The organism is Deltaproteobacteria bacterium, assembly GCA_029860075.1.
GTDB lineage: Bacteria > Desulfobacterota > JADFVX01 > JADFVX01 > JADFVX01 > JAOUBX01.
Genome location: JAOUBX010000078.1, coordinates 1 through 20788 on the forward strand (window position 1 = coordinate 1; position 20788 = coordinate 20788).

Annotated in this window: 16 protein-coding genes; 9 read left to right on the top strand and 7 right to left on the bottom strand. The window is 45.3% G+C overall.

Annotation, left to right across the window (positions count from 1 at the left end):
* Positions 1-842, bottom strand: an 842-nt coding sequence (locus OEV42_17790) for a cation:proton antiporter (protein ID MDH3976128.1), incomplete at its 3' end; no start/stop codon positions are given.
* Between the two features lie 98 nt (positions 843-940).
* Positions 941-1153, bottom strand: coding sequence for a hypothetical protein (locus OEV42_17795; GenBank protein ID MDH3976129.1), 213 nt, complete (start codon positions 1151-1153; stop codon positions 941-943).
* Positions 1154-1183: 30 nt separating this feature from the next.
* On the opposite strand from OEV42_17795, the gene OEV42_17800 reads away from it, so the two are divergent.
* The 5 genes from OEV42_17800 (at position 1184) to OEV42_17820 (ending at position 5425) form a co-directional block, all read left to right on the top strand.
* Positions 1184-2146 carry a DUF3179 domain-containing protein gene (locus OEV42_17800; protein ID MDH3976130.1) on the top strand — a complete coding sequence of 321 codons (963 nt, stop codon included), beginning with the start codon at positions 1184-1186 and terminating at the stop codon, positions 2144-2146.
* A 28-nt stretch (positions 2147-2174) separates the two neighbouring features.
* Positions 2175-2591 (top strand): membrane protein insertion efficiency factor YidD, encoded by a 417-nt coding sequence (yidD, locus tag OEV42_17805; GenBank protein MDH3976131.1) that lies wholly within the window; start codon positions 2175-2177, stop codon positions 2589-2591.
* A complete protein-coding gene (locus OEV42_17810; protein ID MDH3976132.1) occupies positions 2588-3502 on the top strand; it encodes a tetratricopeptide repeat protein in 915 nt (304 codons plus the stop codon). The genes yidD and OEV42_17810 overlap by 4 nt, the downstream gene beginning before the upstream one ends.
* Positions 3503-3653: 151 nt before the next feature.
* The gene (locus OEV42_17815; GenBank protein ID MDH3976133.1) at positions 3654-4484 is read left to right on the top strand and encodes a rhomboid family intramembrane serine protease; all 831 of its coding nucleotides are present in this window, start codon (positions 3654-3656) and stop codon (positions 4482-4484) included.
* Between the two features lie 164 nt (positions 4485-4648).
* Positions 4649-5425, top strand: coding sequence for a hypothetical protein (locus tag OEV42_17820; protein MDH3976134.1), 777 nt, complete (start codon positions 4649-4651; stop codon positions 5423-5425).
* Positions 5426-5490: 65 nt separating this feature from the next.
* On the opposite strand, the gene pcnB is transcribed toward OEV42_17820, so the two are convergent.
* Both pcnB and OEV42_17830 read right to left on the bottom strand, forming a co-directional pair.
* Entirely contained in the window at positions 5491-6876 is a 1386-nt protein-coding gene (gene pcnB / locus OEV42_17825) for a polynucleotide adenylyltransferase PcnB (GenBank protein MDH3976135.1), read from the bottom strand.
* A gap of 103 nt (positions 6877-6979) precedes the next feature.
* The gene (locus OEV42_17830; protein ID MDH3976136.1) at positions 6980-8230 is read right to left on the bottom strand and encodes a molybdopterin molybdotransferase MoeA; all 1251 of its coding nucleotides are present in this window, start codon (positions 8228-8230) and stop codon (positions 6980-6982) included.
* Positions 8231-8382: 152 nt separating this feature from the next.
* On the opposite strand from OEV42_17830, the gene lepB reads away from it, so the two are divergent.
* Complete coding sequence (lepB, locus tag OEV42_17835) at positions 8383-9297, top strand: signal peptidase I (GenBank protein MDH3976137.1); 915 nt, start codon at positions 8383-8385, stop codon at positions 9295-9297.
* A 10-nt stretch (positions 9298-9307) separates the two neighbouring features.
* On the opposite strand, the gene OEV42_17840 is transcribed toward lepB, so the two are convergent.
* The 3 genes from OEV42_17840 to OEV42_17850 form a co-directional block, all read right to left on the bottom strand.
* The gene (locus OEV42_17840; GenBank protein ID MDH3976138.1) at positions 9308-9664 is read right to left on the bottom strand and encodes a hypothetical protein; all 357 of its coding nucleotides are present in this window, start codon (positions 9662-9664) and stop codon (positions 9308-9310) included.
* Between the two features lie 12 nt (positions 9665-9676).
* Positions 9677-9946, bottom strand: coding sequence for a hypothetical protein (locus tag OEV42_17845; GenBank protein MDH3976139.1), 270 nt, complete (start codon positions 9944-9946; stop codon positions 9677-9679).
* Between the two features lie 128 nt (positions 9947-10074).
* Positions 10075-10794 (bottom strand): TVP38/TMEM64 family protein, encoded by a 720-nt coding sequence (locus OEV42_17850; GenBank protein ID MDH3976140.1) that lies wholly within the window; start codon positions 10792-10794, stop codon positions 10075-10077.
* Between the two features lie 421 nt (positions 10795-11215).
* Here OEV42_17850 and OEV42_17855 point away from each other — a divergent pair, with 421 nt between their 5' ends.
* The 3 genes from OEV42_17855 to OEV42_17865 all read left to right on the top strand — a co-directional run.
* On the top strand, positions 11216-18829 hold the full coding sequence (locus OEV42_17855; protein MDH3976141.1) for a polymorphic toxin-type HINT domain-containing protein: 7614 nt from the start codon (positions 11216-11218) through the stop codon (positions 18827-18829).
* A gap of 766 nt (positions 18830-19595) precedes the next feature.
* Positions 19596-20273: an HNH endonuclease gene (locus tag OEV42_17860; protein MDH3976142.1), complete on the top strand. Its 678-nt coding sequence runs from the start codon at positions 19596-19598 to the stop codon at positions 20271-20273.
* A gap of 53 nt (positions 20274-20326) precedes the next feature.
* On the top strand, positions 20327-20788 hold a 462-nt coding region (locus OEV42_17865; GenBank protein MDH3976143.1), incomplete at its 3' end, for a type I restriction enzyme HsdR N-terminal domain-containing protein.

Genomic DNA, 20788 nt, shown 5'->3' on the forward strand with positions numbered 1-20788 from the left:
CTGATGGAGATAAAGAAAATACTGTTAAAGATATCTCTGAAAGGAAGCACTGATGCGGTAATCTGATGGCTATATGCCGATTCAGAAATAACAATGCCGGCAATAAAAGCGCCAAGGGCAAGAGAGAGACCAAAATGCGAAGAGGTCCAGGCCGTAGCGAGACAGATAAAAATACCTGCCATGGTAAGTACTTCGGGGCTCTTGAGTCGAACAACCTGATGGAGAAATACGGGAACAATATAATAGGCTGACACGATAATTCCCACAACCGCCAGGGCTGCCATGCCCAGTGCACTGCCTACTTCAATAAGCGATGTGCCGCCCTCTTTACCGAAAATCTGCACGAAAAGAACCATAGGGACGATGGCCATATCCTGTGTCAGCAGTGTTGCAAGAGAGAGTTTTCCCGATGGCGCATTCATTTCACCCCGGTCCGTGTAGAGCTTGATGACGATTGCCGTACTGCTAAGGGATATGACAAAACCGAAAAAGAGGGCCTCCACTGCAGGTATGTGGAAGAGGTGGGCTATGCCTGCCACGGTAAAGACCGTAACAATGACCTGTAAAACAGCCGCCGTAAGACCTCTGGTGCCGATTTTAATGACTTCAGCAATGGAAAATTCGATACCGATGGTAAAGAGGAGAAGGACAATGCCTATTTCGGCCATTACGTTAACGAGTTCCACATCATGAACAAGGCCGATGCCGTATGGCCCTATGATACCGCCACCGATGATAAATCCGACAATGGAGGGAAGCTTTATGCGATGAAAGAAGATGGAAGTAAGAATTGACACAGAAAGGAGGATGACGATTTCTTTCAGGAGTGGTAAGTCGTGCATGTTAGCCCTTTTCTGCTTTTTTAGGCAAGTTTAACAAACTTTGTCCCCAATCGCCAGAATGAAAGGGATGTTTGGCTAAAACCGGGCCAAAGCGGGGTTTAAGGCAAATTCACTGCTGAATGTGGAAGGGACGCCGGGATCACGGCTTCCGGCGCAAGCTCTTGATTCCACGGCGCTTGAAAAAAACACCCCGCCAGGCGGCCCATGAAGCCGGAATTTTTCGAAAAACCCGTGAAAGTAATAGATTTCACTATAAATTGATGGCCAACGGCTCTTTCCAGGTTGAAGTTTTCTCTTGATTTAGCTAACATAGTCCGATTGAATATCTTAAGGAGTCATAAATGAATAAAATTGCTCTACTCTTTCTTCTTTCTCTCCTTCTTCCGGCATGTACTCCATCGCTGGACAAGACGGAAGAGAAAACCGTAAAAAACTTCGGCAAGGAGGTAACGGTAAACAAGACGGGAATGCTTTATACGGTTTCTCCTGAAAAGATCAGCCCCGTTCTTCCTTTCAGGGGGAATATTCCCCCCATTACGGAGCCAAAATACATTAAGGCAGCAGAGGCCTCTTTTCTGAAAGAGGATGATGAAGTCATAGGATTCATCAGAGGCGGTGTAAAGAAGGCCTATCCCGTCAAGATCATGCGCTGGCACGCCATTGTCTCCGAGGAGATCGGGGGAGAAGCGCTGATGATTACCTATGATCCCCTTTCCCGCCTTGGACTTGCTTATAAGAGAAGGGTTCTTGATAAGGCAATTACCTTTAAGGCGAGCGATAAGATTTACAATGCCAATCCGCTGCTTACTGACAAGGAGACAAAATCTCTCTGGAGCCAGTATACAGGTAAATGCGTTTTGGGGCGGCTCGCCGGGCAGGAACTGGAAGCAATCCCTGTCATGGTTTCCTCCTGGAGCGACTGGAAAAAATCATATCCTGAAACGGAAGTCCTCTCCCTCGAAACGGGGTATAGGAGAGAATACGGGAAAAATGTTTATAGCGATTTTTATTCCAATGAATTCATTCCTTTCGAAGTTGAGCATGAAGACAAAAGGATTAAAAACAAGGAAGAAGTCTACGGTATTGTAATCGGTTCGTCTGCAAAGGCCTACCGTCAAGGCAACCTGAAAAAAGGATCGACCCTCTCTGATGCGGTGGGTGGCATTAATTTTACCCTTTCCGTCGATGCCAATGGGATTGTTTCCGCCAGGAAAGACGGTGGCCGTGAAGAGATCGTTGTAAGAAAGGCATTCTGGTTTTCCTGGGCTGCCTTTCAGCCGGAAACGGAAATTTACGGAATGTAGGGCTTCCTAATTCCTGAAAGGCTTGTTAATGAGGCAATTTCCCCTTATAACGATGGTTTTTCTGGCAATGGCTGCGAAAGAGGCTCCCGCCATGGAAGGTCCCTGGTCGGTAAGTGGCGATTCTCCCGTTATTGAGACCACCTTGCATGGGGAGCAGGCAAGAGATAATAAGGTTTCGGGAGCAAAGCCCTTCATTTTTCTTATCAGGGGTTTCCAGCGTTACGTCTCTCCCGTCGATGGGGAGCGATGCAATATGTACCCCACCTGCTCAACCTATGGTCTTCACGCCTTCAGAAAACATGGCGCCCTGAAAGGAATCATCCTTACCGCCGACAGGCTTCTCCATGAATATGACGAAGCGGCCTTTGCCCCCCGCATTATAAAATACGGCAGGTTGAGGTATTACGACCCTGTCGAATATAACGATTTCTGGTGGAGCAAGTGAGTATTGCCGGGCGGCAGGTGTTCATCCCGCTCTTTACGGTCATTCTTCTGACCATTACTTTTGTTCCGGCTTCTTTTGCCGCTGCCTCGGCACAGGACATAGCTTCCTTTGCCGATTCCCTTTTTGAAGAGGAGGATTACTACAGGGCCATAACGGAATATAAAAGGCTTATTCACCTCTATCCTGAAACAGACCTTGCAAAGGAGGCGGGCCTCAAGGTTGCCATTGCCTACATGGAAGGGAAGCGCTTCAGGGCGGCCCTTTCGGCGCTTGAAAAGTTCAGACGGTCCTATGGCGATGATCCTCTTTCCAGAGAAGCGCTTTTCCTGAAAGGAGAAGCCTGGTTTGCAGCGGGAAACTATGAAGAGGCGCTCAGGGTTTTTAAGCTGGCCGGGAAAGAGGCCGCTTTGCTCCGGGAAAAAAACAGGGCCTATGCAGGCGAGGGCCGGGCGCTTATGAAAATGGGCAGATGGAAGGAGGCTTCGGCCACCTTCGAAGCGATGGGAGAAGTGGAACAGGGCAGATATCTGAGGCTCTCCAGAGAACTTGAAAAGGGTGAAACACTCCCCGGGAAATCACCTTCCCTTGCAGGGACCTTATCGGCCATAATTCCCGGTGCAGGTCAGCTTTATGTGGGAAGAAAAAGGGATGCCCTCGTTTCCTTTCTCTTAAACGGCGCCTTTATTGCCGGAGCGGCGGAAGCCTTCAGGAAAGGTGAAGACGCCATTGGGGGAATACTCCTTTTTTTTGAGGCAGGCTGGTATGCCGGCAACATATACAGCGCGGCAGGGGGCGCTCACAAATACAACAAAAAAGCCAGGAATGATTTTGTCTATTCCATGGAAAGAAAATATTCCTTTGGCGCAGATGACAAAGGAAATCTTTTCGGTATTTATCATCTTCGGTTCTAATAAATTTTTAGTGAACTTTAAATCCCTAAATGGCCTCTAATCTCTTTGATGCAGAAAAAATCCCTTATTTATTCCCGCGCTGCAAGGCCCGGAAGTAACTGCTAAATGAGTTTATTCATTGCCTGGAGGGGCAATAAGCCCGGTAAATCCTATGTCTGAAAATCAATACAGCGCCATATTGTGTCCCAACTGCCGCAAGCTCATAAGCTCTGATGAAACCCGCTGTCCCCATTGCGGTATGCACTCACCGGGAGCAAAATGGAAAGGATATGTAGCAAAAATATCGTCAGGGGATATTATTACCTATATTATTTATACAAATATTATTTTTTATGTGGTTTCTATTCTTTTTAATCCCGGCGGGATAGGGCTTGGCGGAAATCCCCTCTCTTTTCTCTCTCCCTCGGACCGGTCCATGCTTCTGCTGGGTGCAACGGGAACGGTGCCGATAGACAAACTCGGAAGATGGTGGACGCTTATATCAGCCAACTATCTCCACGGCGGCCTGCTTCATATTTTCTTTAATATGATGGCTCTCAGGCAGGTGGGCAGGCTTATTGTCCGTGAATATGGCCCCAACAGGATGCTCATCATCTATACGCTGGGAGGTGCAGGCGGCTTCCTCATCTCTTATGTTGCCGGCATCCGGTTTACCATTGGTGCTTCAGCGGCAGTATGCGCTCTTATCGGCGCAGGGCTTTACTACGGAAAGAGCCGGGGAGGAAACTACGGACAGGCCGTATACAAGGAACTTTTTAGCTGGGTCATTGTTCTTGGTCTTTTTGGATTTATCGTGCCGGGAATAAATAACTGGGGCCATGGCGGAGGAATGGTCTCGGGCGCCTTGATCGCCTCTGTTCTCGGTTACCGTGACAAAAGTCGTGACAACTATCTACATCTTATACTGGCAGCGAGTTGCATTATGGCCACTTTTCTGATTCTTATATGGGCGCCAATATCCGTAATATTCAGGCTTTACTAGGAGTTTGCCGTACTTGGGAAATCCGGCCGAAAGGGCTATTTCGCAGTAGACTTGCCCTAAGTCCGACAGGCTCACAGGTGGAAATTTAAAGAAGTCTTGCCATTGGCAAATAAAATTTGTTAAAATTTAAGATTCAAAAAATTCTAACTAAGGATGGGTAAAAAATGAAAAATATGTTTAAACTGTTAACCGTATTAATGCTTGGCATTGCGTTGACTGCATGCCAGAAGCAATCGACTGAAAAGACTGCTTCAGAACCCGGCGACAAGGAGATCATGTTTGAAGCTCCGCAGCAAACTTATGAGGGAACGGTTCTTTCCACAACAAATGCAGCCAACTATACTTATGTGGAACTGGAAAAAGGGGGCGAAAAGATCTGGGCGGCAGGGCCGCAAACGGAAGTAAAAGCAGGCGACAAGGTAACGCTGACCGGTGTATCAAAGATGCATAACTTTCAGAGCAAGTCCCTTAACCGCACCTTTGAAACGATTCTTTTCTCAGCCCAGATTTCCGTTGCAGGCAAGGAAGGCGCAGCCCCGGCTGCTGCTGATAATATGACGGGTGGCGGTGCCGGATCACCTCATGGCGGCGCAGGGGCCCCGGCAAAAACGGCAGGTCCTGCTGCAGGTGAAATCAAGAAGGCCAAAGGCGGCTATACGGTAAGTGAGGTCTTTGCCAAAAAAGGTGAGCTTGCTGAAAAGAGCATTGAAATCAGGGGTAAAATTGTAAAAGCCAACCCGGCCATTCTCGATACCAACTGGTACCATATTCAGGATGGTTCAGGCGAAGCGGGAACAAACGACCTGGTTATCACCTCCAGAGAAACGGCATCTCCCGGGGATATTGTCGTTGCCAAGGGGACACTCAGACTGGACAAGGACTTCGGCAGCGGTTATGTTTATGACGTTATCGTTGAAGATGCCACATTTACAAAAGAATAATAAGCGGTACCCTTAAACCCCTAAAGGCCCCGCCGGCCGGCGGGGCCTTTTTATATTTAGCCTCCTCATACCGGCGTCTTCCCCTTTCCTCTTCTCCCTCTCTTACTGCGGTACCTCTTTTTTTCCTTTTTTACGACCCATTCCCTGCCTGACGCAAGAAAGTCTTCCCACCAGTTGATGAGTTCTCCATTGGAACCGTCTATTCTACTTTTAAGTTTAAAATAACGATAGGCATCATCAAAGGAGGGGTTGTTCCTCCAAAGGTAGGGCCTTTTCCCTTTTGTCTGGGGAAACCTCTGAATGCCGTAGAGGATAGACTTTATGGCTTCCGTATCGCGTTTCGGGATAGAAATCCGCTCCCGCAAAAGCTCGATGACTTCTTTTACGGCCGGAAAAATGACGATTTTTTTCGCTTCTCTTTCTTCCTGTATGCGGTGGGCCCTTTCTTCAATAGGGCCTGAGAGGATAATTGCAAAGAGAAGCGCCGGGGAGATCTTTTTATCCCGGCTTATTTCTTTTTCAATCCACTGAAAGGCGCGGCCAAGGAAAGTATGGGGATAACCCTCCTCTTCAATAGAAAGCCAGTTTTCAACCTCCGGAAAGAGTACAGCAAAAAGTCCCGTACTTCGCATGAGCTGGTAACCTTTTTCAGCTTCATCAGAGATCCAGAGCTTCTGAAGTTCTTCATAGAGCCTTGAAGCGTTGGCTTTGAGAATATCTTCCTTTTGCTCTGTAATGGGACGAAAGCTTTCATCATCGATAATAAAACCGAGTTTGGCAGCAAACCTGACGGCTCTCAACATTCTCACAGGGTCCTCACGATAGCGAAGCGCCGGATGGCCGATCATTTTCAGCCTGCCTGCCTTTAAATCTTCCAGTCCCCCCGTATAGTCGATAATTGAAAAGTCCTTTATATCATAAAAGAGGGCATTGACTGTAAAGTCCCGCCGGGCGGCATCTTCCTCCGGTGTCCCCCACACATTGTCCCTCAGGATCAATCCTTCTTCCGATTGCAGCCTCCCTTCAAAAGGTTTCTTTCTCGAATCACCAATTTCATTATTACTGTTCCCTGAAGGGACCTCCTGATTTTCGGATTCTTCCGCCTTGTTTTCGCCACCTTCATCCGCCAGGGAGCGGAAAGTGGAAACTTCGATGATTTCCCCCTTAAAGCGGATATGGGCAATCCTGAAGCGCTTGCCGATGAGAAAGGCATTCCTGAAAACCTTCTTTATCTCTTCCGGTGTTGCATTGGTGACAATATCGAAATCTTTCGGCTCCCGGCCAAGCAGGATGTCTCTGACGCCCCCGCCTGCCAGATAAGCAATGTAGTCAAAACGCCTTAAGCGCCGGAGCACTTTTAAAGCGTTTTCGCTGATCAGCTTCCTGGAAAGAGGGTGTTCGGAACGGGGAATGATGAGTGCTTCTTTTTTTATGTCTACGCTATGAGGCATTAAGTTTGGTTTGGTTGTGTGATTATGTTGCTTTGATTAGTTTAATTTATTCATGCATTCTAAAAGCTTTTATCTGTGTCCCCTTTAAGTTTCTCCGCATATCCTAAAATCCCAACATCTCCATCCCTTTCTCCTGCCTTCCCAGGAGTTGTGCTTTCACCTTTGTGCCTGCCTTGAACTCTCCCCCTTCGTCGGGGATAACGATGAGACAGTTTGCCCTTGACATGGAAAGCAGGATTCCGCTCCCCTGAGCGCCGGTAGTTTCTACCTTATATTTGCCTTCTTCAAAAAAGAGCTTGCCTCTTATAAAATGCTTTCTTCCTTTCTTGCTCATAACGGTTTCCGTCAGTTCGGCATCTACGACGGGCCTGAAGGGTTCCCTGCAGCCTCCCATGGAACGGAGGAGCGGTCTTACGAACTGTTCGAAAGAGACCATGGTAGAAACGGGATTTCCCGGAAGGCCGAAGACGGGTTTGTCTCCCAGTCTTCCGAAGGCAACAGGATGGCCCGGCCGCATATCGACACGCCAGAATTTGATTTCAACGCCCAGTTCCTGTAAAACATCTTTAACATAGTCATGGTAGCCCATGGAAACGCCACCGGAGGTAATCACCACATCGGCCTTGAGGGCTTCATTTAGTTTATTGCGGAGATCTTCTTTAGTATCTTTCGCAATTCCCAGGAGCAGCGGCAGGCCGCCTGCTTCTTTGACTTGCGCTGCCAGGGCATAGCCGTTGGAGTTAGTGATTTTCTCTTCATTATAAGGTTCATCGAGATCCCTGATTTCATCACCTGTTACGAGAACGGCAACGAGTGGCTTTCTAAAGACGGTAACCACGGGTTTTCCCATAAGGGCGAGCATGCCCGCTTCGGCAGGTCCGATTAGCGTGCCTCTTTCATAGACGGCATCACCCTTTTGTATATTTTCACCCTTCCTCCTAATATCCTGCCCCTTTTTTCCCCCTTTGTATATTTCAATAACTTCCCCTCTCGACCGGTTTGTATCTTCCACCCTGATCACCGTATCGGCGCCCTCCGGCAGGGGTGCTCCCGTCATGATGCTTGTTGCTTCGCCCTTGCCGAGGGCATGTTCCGGTTTCTCTCCTGCATGAACGTCTTGCAGTACCTTCAGTTTGACAGGATTTTCCGGTGAAGCGTCTTTCACATCCTCCCACCTGACGGCAAAGCCGTCCATGGCGGAATTATCAGCAGGCGGGTGAAAAACAGGGCTCAATATATCTTCGGCAATGACCCTTCCATCAGCCTCTGTAATGGCCACCCTTTCAGCGGCTGTGGTCTCCGCCTTTTCAAGGACAATTTTTATCGCATCTTCGACTTTTTTCAATTTATTCACCTTTCGAGAGAGGAAATTGTGTCGATTCTAACCTATTTTCTACAGGTGGGCAACATTTAAGCTAACTTTTCTCCATATCGTCGTTGACTATCGGAATGATATCAAATAGACTGTGCTTTTTATAATGCTAACCTTAATTAGTTGGGGGCGTCATGTTAGAAAAATTAAAAGAAATAAGTGCAAATGGGGAAATAAGCACAAGGAAACCTGTGGTAGCATTTTTGATGTCCATTTGTCCCGGACTTGGCCAGCAATATGCAGGTTACCTTGTAAGGGGAATTGTTTTATACTTTTCCATCATCCTTATTTCCTGGTTAATCGCCATTGCCTTTATGTTTGTAAATAGTAAGGCCGGCGTCGTTCTATTTGCCATACCGGTCATAACTTTTTTCGCCATTGCCTTTGATGCCTACCGTTTGGCAGGCAAAGAGGATAAAAATTACCGCTTGCAATGGTTCAACCGCGGCTGGATATATGCCACTGTATTTTTACTGCTTCTTTTCACCGTCAATCCGCTAATCGATATATTAATCGGCAGCACCGTAACAAGGGCATCGCTTACCAATACAATCGCCATGGAACCGGCAATATTAAAGCACGATGTGTTGCTTATAAATAAGCTTGCCTACCGGCTTGGAGAGCCCAAAAAGGACGATATTGTTTCTATTTCTTACGACGAAGAGGCCTACAAGGGTCTTTCAAAGATTACCGGTGATCACATTATTCGAAGAATCGTCGCCCTTCCCGGTGATAAGGTCGAGGTTGACGGCAGGGACGTTCTCGTCAATGGCAAGGCCTTAAAAGAATCTTATGGATATTACGATGACAAGATTCTCCCTGAGGCGAACCTCATGGAAGATATTACCTTCAAACTTAAAGTCGTTCCTCCCGACAATTATTTTGTGCTCGGTGACAACAGGAGCTATAGCATGGACAGCCGCATCCTTGGCTTTATCCCCAAAGAAAAGATTGTTGGAAAGGTGACCAGGGTCTACTGGTCATGGAACTTTGAGGCGTCAAAAGGCGGGACGATCAAATGGGACAGGGTAGCGCTGCCTCTAAAGTAGAAAACTGTTTTTAATTATTTTTTGATATGCTTTTACGGATATAGTCTTCGATTCTGATGTGCTGTCCCTGCCCGTAACTTTCATACTCGGGCTTTTCCTTTTTGAGCGTTGAAAGTTCTTTTGAGAGATCGAAGGGGCCGTATCTCTCCCATAAAAAAATGATCATTTCATCGCACTCCCTGCGGTCTGCCCCGTGGCCGGCTGCCACAGCAGCGAGGTAGCAGGCCGGGCCATAGATGGCTTTCTCTTCAAGTTCGAAGGCATCTTCCAGGATCTGTTTTCCCCGCCTTCTGTTCATCAAATATATTGCAACAAAAAGGGCAGCGAAGATAATGACAAGAAGAATAAAGATTAGGGCTTTAGTCATTGAATCCCTGCCTTAAGTGTAGATGATTAATGCAATAAGCGGCGGGACCATAAGCAACCAGCCCATAAAAACAACAATAAAGCCCGGCAATGGATCGGGCTCTTCAGCATTCAGGTTGGCTAAAGTGGCGAAATCACCAATCTCCCTGCCGAACCATATGGCGCCCAGTGGAAGAACCATATAGGTTGTTAGAAAAAACCATCCCTCCGTTTCCCACATAAAATGAGCGATAACGGAATAAACCAGGGTCATTAGACCCGATATAATTCTGCCTGGCTGCATAAATCCCCTGTAGCTCTTATTTAAGATACTCGCCAGTTAATATAATATAGGAAGGGAGCCTTTGTAAATGGACAAAGGTTTTTTTGATCAGCACGGGAGTATTTGCTGAATGAAAGTTTGTCCTTCTTTCAGGAGCAGGAGCTGCTGTTGCCGACCGTCTTCATTGCTCTTTGCCTGTAAAGGGCAATCAGCTTTTTTGCCGTAATTGGGAAAAGCCCCAGCAGGACGAAAGAAAAAAGCAGACCCGGTGAAAGAATTCCGGCGAGGGTATCAATTTTTGCCAGTTCCTTTCCGGCGTTTACATAAACAACCGTCCCGGCAAACATGCCCAGCTGTGATACCCAGAAAAAGGAACGAAGCCGCATTTTTGTAAGTCCCATGGCAAGGTTGATCATAAAAAAGGGAAAAACCGGGATCAGTCTCATTGTGAAAAGATAAAAGGAGCCTTCCCTGTGAATACCGTCATTAATGGTTTTCAACTTATCTCCGAACTTCTCCTGGACCCAGTCCCTCAAGAGAAAGCGGGCCGCCAAACAGGCGAGTGTCGCCCCGATGGTGCTTGCAAAGGAGACAATAATCGTCCCGGCAAATAAACCGAAGAGCGCCCCGCCGGCAAGCGTCATCACCGCAGCTCCGGGGAGAGACAGGGCCGTCACAAGAATATATATAGCCATATAGCCTGAAATAACAGCCAGACTATTTTCACTGTACATGCTCTGAAAACTTTCCTGGGAAGCCTTAATGTAGGCCAATGTCAGATATTGGCCCAGTTCAAAATATCTGAAAGCGGCAATAAAGAATACAATTCCCGATACAATCAATAGTTTATTAGCCACTTTCCGGTTCATTTCCTGCTCCTTTACGCTTACTATGCTCGGCAGATGAATCTATTATAAGTTAAAGGGATTCATCTTGGCACTATTTCTATTATAGCTTTTAGATGGAATAAACGACCAATAGGTTCTGTTTCCGGGAGAGTTTTTTCCGGCTCCAGGAGGGAGACTGAAAAGATGGCCTTCATACAGCCTATGGCATGATGTCCCTATCCTCCCGTTTTCTCTTTCTTTTCCCGATTATTCTCTATTTTCAGTGGACAAATCCCAAAGGGTTTAAGCAGGCAAAATATTTATTATAAATAGCAATATGTGTCGCGCAATAGGGTAAAAAATATGATATAAAATTATTTTTCAGGCTAAGGCGGGCATCTGATGATATTAATTGGACGGCTTTTTACTTTATATTAAAACTTTTTTAAAAAGGGGTATGCTAATGTGCAAGCGCTTGTTCGTTTTTTTTGTTTTTTTTCTTCTCTTTTGTTCCTCCTGCGACAGGAATTCCGATGAAAAGAGCAGCCAAAACAGAGGGCGGCAACAAAAACAGGAGAACACAAAATCTGCCCCTTTGCCTGCCTCCCTTTCAATACCTGACCATTGGCGGAAAAATCCTTCGCACCTTTTCTACCGCCGGTATTCGCCAAGTGAGGCAAAGGCCAAAAATATTCTTATCAATGCGCTTAATCAAAAGGGCGTCTATGGCGGTCAGTTTCAATATTTGGAAGACGGGGCTAATGGTTCCGGACCTCAGTTAGCAAAGAAGGCCACCCCTTTTATTCAAAGCGATGGTGAAATTACTCTCATAGAAAGTGAATTGCCCATACAAATAGCTGCTATCGTTGATGAGAATGTATGGGTATACCAAAAAAATGAAAATGAACAAGTCCGGCTTGGCCGGTGGCGTGATCAAGTTTTTGTGCCATTTGAAGATCTTGAACTGGAAAATCTTGTTTTGCTGGCAGTGAATGATAACAATAATCTTGTTTTGCGGGGAAGGGTTCCCCATTCAGAAAAAATAATAGAAAAAACTTTTTTACAAACACCTCAAGGAGAATGGAGCGAACTGGAGATAAAGAATGCCCTTGTAAGCGCTATTAATAATAAGCGGCAGCTTGTCGCTAACAGGACTGTGGAAGGTCTCAACAGGGCCCTGTTTTGGGAAAACAGCAAAATGCAGCCCCTGGCCTTGCCGCCGGATGTGCTTGAAAGTGAAGTTAATGATATTAATAATCATGGCGCCGCCGTCGGGACAGTCACTTTCAGCAATGGCAGGCAACAGGCGATTATATGGGAGACAGGCGATAACCGCTTCGAGTTGTTAAACACCCTTGGCGGCGACCGTGCCCAGGGCCTTTCCATTAATGATGACCGTTTTGTGGCAGGCTGGTCTGAAAACGCTGACGGGGAACGCAGGGGTTGCCTCTGGATGGGAGAGACGGCAAGGGAAATAAAATACCCTGTTGCCGGAGGCGATTTTGAATTAGTAGAAGTAAGAAAGATCAATAATAATGGAGAAGTTATTGCGCGCACAAATAATGGTCATACCAGAGAGCGAGGCAGCAATAGCGGCCCCGGGACCACTGAAGGTCCCCGGGAAGAGGAGGAAGAAGAGGATATTTTTCTGACACCACCGGACTGGCCGCCTGTAAATCCTGTGCCTCAATTCCCGGACAAGGCCGACAGCTGTTGCGGCATGGTTGAAAATGTTATTTTCTTCCCTGTAACCAAAGATCCCCTCGAACCGCCCGACAAACAGGAAGCCATGCAGGAACCGGCCATGGGCGCCCATCAGGCCTTTTTGCACGACGGCGCCTTTTTTGAAACACAGGAGGACCTTTATGTTAAGTCTACGGGCTTCCCCTTTCGTTTTCAGCGTTTTTATCGCAGCAACATTAAGATCAAGAAGGGCGGTGTCATCGGTTACAACTGGGACTTCAATTTAAATAAACGGATCGTACCCATTGTGCAGCATGAGCATAACGGGCTCTTTGTGGAAGACACAACGCGGGACCAGCCGCAATTGTATTATTTTAACGGTTCGGGCCGCCGTGATCATTATGTGGAAAAGCACAGTGAATGGCGCCAGGTGTTAAATTTCAATAAAGAGTTTAAAGCCTATGTAACAACCTATCAGTCGCCGCCGGGAGCCTTTCATGAAATTCAGCGTTATGTGCTGGCTGACCCGGATAGGCATCCTTTTGCTTCTCATGTGAACGTGGATAACGCGCATAATGAATCCATTTTTTATGTGTTGCGTGATCCAGAGGGCACTCGCTACGTTTTTAATTGCCGCGGGCAGATAATATATCAGATAGATCGTCACGAAAACAGGATGGAGTTTCAATATGAAGGGCAGTGGCATCCTTTAACCCAAAGCCCCATGCTGTCTAAAATCATCGATACGGAAAAGCGGGAGTACATTGTTGACACCCGCTCTACCCGTGAATATGAAACCTTTGGCACCAACTTTTTATGCCGGTATATTTCATCGACAATTCCTGTGCCCGTCATTACCCGAATAACGGATTTTAGCGGCCGCACGGTTGAATTCGAATATGCAATGGCCGGTCTTGATCCGGTTTTAGAGGAAGCAGAACAGCAATTCGGCAATGCCCTTTATATTACCCGATATACTCATGAGAAAAAAGATGACTACTATCTGCTGACCAGCATTAAAGCCCCCAATGAATCCTTGAGTTCAGGACCGGCCTATTTAATTAACCGGTATGACATGAATTCCAGCCAAAGCTATGAATTAAGAGAACAAAAGCTTGGCAGCACCTCTTATCAATTATCTTTTAACCAAAGCACCGTGACCATTATTGATCCTAACCAAAATCGCCTGGAATACACCTTAAAAGACGGCCCCGCCGGATCGGTTATTGAAACGTTAAAAAAGACCGGTGCAAGCGGACCGGACAGAGGACCCTGGACGACGACCTATAAATACAACAGCGACGGTCAGCGCACTGAAGTTGAAAATCCGGCAGGAAACAGCATTGTTTACGAATATGAAGGTAAAAACCGGCAGGTAACGTTAGGGCCTGTAAGGAACTGGAAAGATCGGGGCTTAACTTATGAAAATAATTTGGCCCGGGGGAATCTGAAAAAGATTATCCGGCGCTCCAATCAGGCAAGAGACCCTTACCGGGAAATTTCCACTCAATGGCGGTATGAAAAGCTCTATAACCAGGTAGAAAAAGAGATTGACGCCAGGAACAATGAGATTGAATATATTTACAAATATGATAAGGGTAATGGCTATAATGGAAATCCCGTTGAGAAAGTCTTGCCTCCATTAACGCGTGTCGGTGGCCATGCACCCTTAAGGGATTTAAAACAGTATTATCGTTATAGCAATAACGGACAGTTAACGGGCTTCACCGATACGGATAATTCAAAAACAACATTCAGCTATGGCGCATTTGCTTACCTCGTTGCCATTAACTACCCTGATGGTTCACACCGTTATAAAAATGATGAATTAGGTTTTGTCATTGAAGAAACGACACCTTCAGGAACCCGCATTAAGTACACCGTCGATAAGCGAGGATATGTTACAACGAGGATTGACGACTTTGGCGGTTTTAATAATCGCACCGATTACCGTTACGACTACAATGGAAACCTCCTGTCAATAAGAAAAGAAGTGAAAGATAATTTTACTTCCGGAGCACCCCCAAGCCCTCGGCCCGGTGGTATTCAGGACGTTGTCACCGGCTTTACCTATGATGTCTTGAACCGTAAGCGCACAGAGATCGTAACTGCCGGACAAAAAACAAAGCATTTGCAATGGCAATACGACGGTAATGGCAATATTACGTCATTTACACAGCCTTCCCCTGCTGCGGCCGGGCAGAGTGTTACCACAAGCCAGCGTTTTGACGGCAGGGATTTATTAATTTCCTTAACACAGGCGGCAGGCACTTCGCAAGCACGGACGACACGTTTTGATTATGACCTCAACGGCAACCTTATTCGGTCAGAAAAAGCAGGTAACCGTATAAGTGATTATGATTATGACGGTTTTGACCGTTTGATTGTGGAAGGTGATGATAATGGCGGCGGCCTTGCCATGACGCTCGATCCCAACGGCAATCCTCTATTACTGGAATATATGGGCGACAAGGGACTTGGCAATAATTCCGGTGGCACACTTTATAAAGCCGAGCGTGAGTATGACGCCATGAATAATTTAGTAAAAACGAGAGTCCACCTTTTGACAGGGGGCTCTCAGGCGGCAGAAACACTTTGGGTATACAACAGGGCAATATTGCCGGAAAAAGTCATTCACCCCAACGGAGGAGTGGAAGAGAGAAAATACACACCGGCAAAAAAACTGGCTTTTTTAAAAGATCCCGAAGGTAATGAAAGTAAATACACCTACGACAGTGGTGGACGCCTGACTTCAGTAGTGCAAAAGGACCGGGAAAATAGCTATGACAGAAGTCGGAAGCAGCTGCGCGCCGGCACGGGTTCCTATATCAGCGCCTTTCATTATGATGCCCTGGACAGGTTAATAAAAAAAGAACTGCCCCCTTCGGAGTCATACCATTTGTTTTATAACAGCGATGGGGCAGTGCGGGGCATACTGGATCAGGGTAATCGTTTATCTGTTTTTACCTATGACAGTCTGGGTAACAAGCTTGCTGATAATTTGCCCTCCAATAGAATCCGTTATGAATACAATGAAGCGGGTATGGTAAAGCGCATAAGCTCTACGCTATCGGACCAGCGTTTTACTTACGATAGTCTGGGCCGCCGAAAAACAGTGGAAGACAGAAAGCGCAACGCAACAACCCGTTACCGTTACGATGAGTCCACACTGAGAATGACGGTAGTGCAACCCAATGGCAACACAGTCGGTACGCGCTATAACAAATTGGGCAAGGCCGAAGCGGTGGAAGTTAATTATTCGGGGCATCAGTTTTTTCCCATGATCAGCAGATTGCGCTACCGTTATGATGGTCTGGGACGTTTAACCTATGCGGAAAATGGTCCCGTGGGCGCTCCTGTAAAGGTTTCATTAAGTTATGACGGCCTGGGCAATATTACTAAAGAAGAACAGGAATTCAGGAATGACAGGCAAACCGTTGAATATGACCGCGGTAATCGTTTTTCTCAAATCAATGTAAAGTTCCCCTCATTGGCGGGCAATATTCAGGTTCAAAATCGTCTCGATAAACTTGGCCGGGTTATTTCCGTAGAGGCATTGAATGAAACATCAAGTTATTACTATTCCGGCGTTAATCGTTTGTCGGGCCGGCTTACCGGTGATCAGCGGTTTGGGAATTATATTATTTATGATAATGCGCGGCGCCCTGTTGAAGCCCTGACGACAGATGCCATACTGAATAAAGAAATATGGCGTTCTTATGCCCGTTATGACAAGGGCCGCCTGGTGGATTCCAGGGAAATAAAGTTTGATGACAATGCTCAGTTTATAAAGCAGTCTTCCAGTTTTATGCCCCACTACAAGGGGAATGGAAGAGTGACCCATAGTGAATCACGTTTTCTGGCAGTGGAAAGCCGCGGCGCAACTCCTCAGCAGGCCATACAGAAGACCTACCGGCGTTATAATCGTACAGGCTTATTATCAGAAGTCATTGATGTTTCTTATAACGATCCGTCAGGAACGGGCGCGGCACCGACACGACTGCGTTACAACCGTTTTACACATAATCAGGGAGGGCAGGTCAGCAATGCGCGGACCAAAGTATTGCGTGAAAATAAACTGCGCCATCTAAGGCCTACCGGTAATCATGCCTATGATGAATCCCAACTGTTTGATGTTGCCCTTAATGAACGCGGGATCAGCGATAACCGGCAATATCAATACGATGCCAACGGCAATGTTACCGACGATGGCCGTTTCCGTTATTTTTATGATTTTCAGAGCCGCTTAGTCAGGGTGGAAGATATCTGGGTAGAAGCCCGCAATATGCGCGGTAATATTGAATATTATTACGATGGTCTGGGACGCCGCGTATTCCAGCGAAACAGGGCCACACCGGGTGTTGTTTTAAATATTCATAACAGAAAAGATATTCGCTTTTTATATAGCGGCAAACAGGTAATTGCTGAAATTGAATATGATGGCGGCAATACGCAAAAAACCTTATTGGCCAGGTATATTCCCGGCGCCGCAGTTAACGAAATTTTACGCATGGATCGCCGAAAAAATGACGATATAAGCGAACCCTTAGCATCTTATTACGTTCATGAAGGTATCAGCGGCGGTATGAGCTTTTTAAGTAAAGCCAATGCGACGGAAACGACGGGCTTTACTTATTTCAGGAATTATCAGGGGCACGATTTGTCCCATATTCGTGAAGAGCGTTACATTGAGGGCGGCACGACCCGCATGCCTTATTTAGCGCGGTCAAAGCGTTATGACGGGTTTTCCGCATTAACCTATGATGAACTGTCAGCCACTTCAGTAGCAGATTACCGGCGTTCTCCCGAAGTGGATGGCCGTTTGTATTTAATCGAAAACTGGGACCGGATTTTACAGGCTACACAAAAAGTGCATCCCACACCGACCGTTATCAAAGCCATGGAATACACAGTGGGCGGTGTTATTATTGTCGGTCTGGCTCCGGCGGCGATTGCTGCTGCGCCGGGCCTGGTTATTATGGCTAAAGCCGGGTTAACAAGCACAGCAATCAGTTACGGTGCATCTCAATATGTGGGTGTTAATTATACCTTTGAACAAGGCATGCAGGATTTTGCTATAGGGGCCGTAACCGGTGGCGCATCAAGGATGTTAGGGGGAATGGCGGCCCTCGCTTCACCGGCAACAAAAACATTTGCAAATACGGCGGCTGTTGCTTTGGAAACAAGTCTGGAAACGGCCATTGACGTGGGCGTTTATGGTGATGATTTTACTCAGTCGCTTATTTTAAATACCGTTTTGAACGGCAGCAGCGCTATCCCGGGCAACTCTTTTACGGAAGGGACATTAGTGTCTACCAATGAAGGCTATGTTGCGATAGAAAAGCTGGAGAGGGGCCATAAAGTGCTGTCGCGAAACGATCAAACCGGTAAAGTGGCTTATAAGGAAATTACGGAAATATCCCGTTCGCAAGCTGATGAGTTAATTCAGCTGGAATATAAAAACAGAAAAAAGACCCTTCAATTAGAAGGTACGCCGGCCCATAAAATATGGGTGGAAAACCGGCAGGCCTGGGTGGCCCTCAGTGAAGTTGAAAAGAATGACCAATTGATATTGGAAAACGGCGAAAGGGCTGCCGTGGAAAAAGTGGAGTTAATTACTTTAAATGAGGCCCTTAATACTTACGATATTGAAGTAGATGATTGGCATACTTACTTTGCTGTTGATTCTGAAGATAGCGCTGCAAGTTATCATAAGGATGCCGTTTGGGTGCATAATAACACCTCCTTCTCCCGTATGCATAAGTCTGCAAGAGCATCACGGTTAAAGTTCGGCAGGCAGGCTTTAGACGACAAGTTAAGCAAAGGCCTGATTACCCAGGCCCAGCATGCAACGCAACTGGCCGATCTGGGAAAACAGCTGACCCGTAAAATGAACGGCACCATCGGAAACATAGGGGAGCATGCCATCCACAATTATTTGAAGTCCTTAAGCCACGTTGTTGTCGGTATGCAACTGCATTTGAAAGTAAATGTAGGTAAAACAGCCAAGCAGCAATTATTGAACCTGCCTACGCTGCCAAAAAGCGGAGTAATTCGCCGTTACATCGATGTATTATCCATTGAACAAATGAAAAAGCACTTGGTTAACAATGAAGTTAAAACCGGTAATGCCGTGCGCACTGCCAGCCAGATCGCTTTTGACGATCTATTGGCTGGTGGAAAAGTGGGACTTGACCAGTTTTATTTCTCAGGACGTAAAACCAGGCAGATGTTGCGCAGGTTTTTAGTAAATGGAGCATATATCGGGAAAACCGATCGTCTGCCGAGAAAGCTATCTCTGAAATACGTAGTTGACAAAATAAATGCCAAAGACAATTCCATCGGATCGATGGCCTTTGAAATGCGACGGCCCGATAATTTTATTACCCGTTAGTCTTATTTGATAAAAATGACTGATTTTTTTGAGACAAAAAGGTACAAGTGTTTATGATCTTTACTTGATTGCTTATCTTTACAAGTTCAATTAGTTCTTTTACCTGTCGTAAAATTTCTTTGCACAACCCCGATTACAGTAACAACGGTTACTGTAGATAAAAATACAAGTGATATGCCGAGTGAATGGAAATGTAGAAGAGTGGTTGGAAAAAGAGTGGTCATCCTCTTCTTCAGGCAGAAAACCCTTTACTTGCAGCCATTAATCTTTAAAAAGTTAGTGAGTGGATTCAGCAAAAGGAAAATCCAGTAAAAAAGGGCTCACGGAAAACCGTAAACCCTTGATATCTTTGGCAGCGGGGGCTGGATTCGAACCAGCGACCTTCGGGTTATGAGCACGTTAAGGACATTTTTAGTAGACTCTGATTCTGGGCTTGGTTTCCCGTAATTCCTTATAATTCAACACCTTAAAGCTATTCCATTAATTACGGTCATTTCTATAAATTCCACCCTTTTGGATAATTTCTAGCACAAATATAGCACAATTTGAAATTGCTATTTTTTCCTTCATCCTTAACAATCACCTTCCTTGAAATTTTGTAGATTTCTACAAATAGTAATTTGCATTATTTCCTGTAATATGTTTCTAATAATAGATTGAAACAATCAGTCAACAATTCAAATCGTAGATATTGTAATATACGATCATAATAAATATTGAATATATCGGCTGTTTATATCACCTATTAGCTGGGAAGAAATAATATATGTCTCGCAAATCAATTCCTGAGAAAATAAAAAAACTTATATTTCAAGAAGCTGGAATGATGTGTCCAATGTGCGGCGAAACGGATGTTTCTACCTTTGACATACATCATATACAACCGTTCAAGTTGGTAGAAGTACATGATGAAGACAATATGATTTTATTATGTAAAAACTGTCATGGAAAAGTCACCGCTGGAGATTATTCTGAATCCCAAATATTAAGGTTAAAGGTTGCCCTTGCTAATGGCAGACATCCATATATTAAAAAAAAGAAACCTTCAAATGTTATTAATTTAAGAAACTCTATAAACACGGGGATTTTGGCTAATAAGCTTGAAATAAATTCAACAAATAAAGTAATAAAATTAAATGCACCTGAAGGATGTATTGGAGCAAATAGGGATCATAGAAATTATGTAAAAAGGCTCATTGATAGGTACCATGAATTCAAGAAAGCTGAAGTTGGTACAGGTAAAATGAATTACGCTATATTCTATAAAACTATTCAAAGGAAATTTGGAGCGAAGTGGGATATGTTGCCCTTAAATGTATTTGATTCCTTATGCCAATATTTACAAAACCGAATAGACGAAACGGTGCTTGGAAAAAACAAAAAGAAAAAGGGTATCAAAAGATATTCAACATTTCCTGAGTATTTAGAAAAATATAGTAGTTAACCCAGCTATGCAAGGGACGGGCTTTTTTAGATTAAAGAGTTAGAGATTCAAAAATGAAATCAACTATATTTAATTCAGAAGAAGATATTAGAGTTAAAATAGTCATTCCTTGGCTTGAAAGCATTGGTTTTAATAAAGATGAATTTAGTTGTGAAGCCAGTTTCAAACTTCACTTTGGAAAAGGTGTTGTGCGCATTGATACAGAAAAGCAGATCAAACAAGGTTCCCCTCGTGCAGATATTTTGGTTAAAAGAAATGATGAAAACTTATTTGTAATAGAGGTAAAAAAAGACACAATTGATTTTACAGATGATGATATTGAACAGGCAACATCTTATGCCTGTTTAGCTCGTGCTCCAATAACTGTCTTGACCAACGGTAAAGATTTTGAAGTTTTCAAGACATGGAATAAAGAACCAATCGAACGCACAAAACAGTCCATTCTTGATAAATATCCGATATCGCCTGATCTATCAGATAATTATCATGATGCTTTAGAAACATTCCTTGGCATT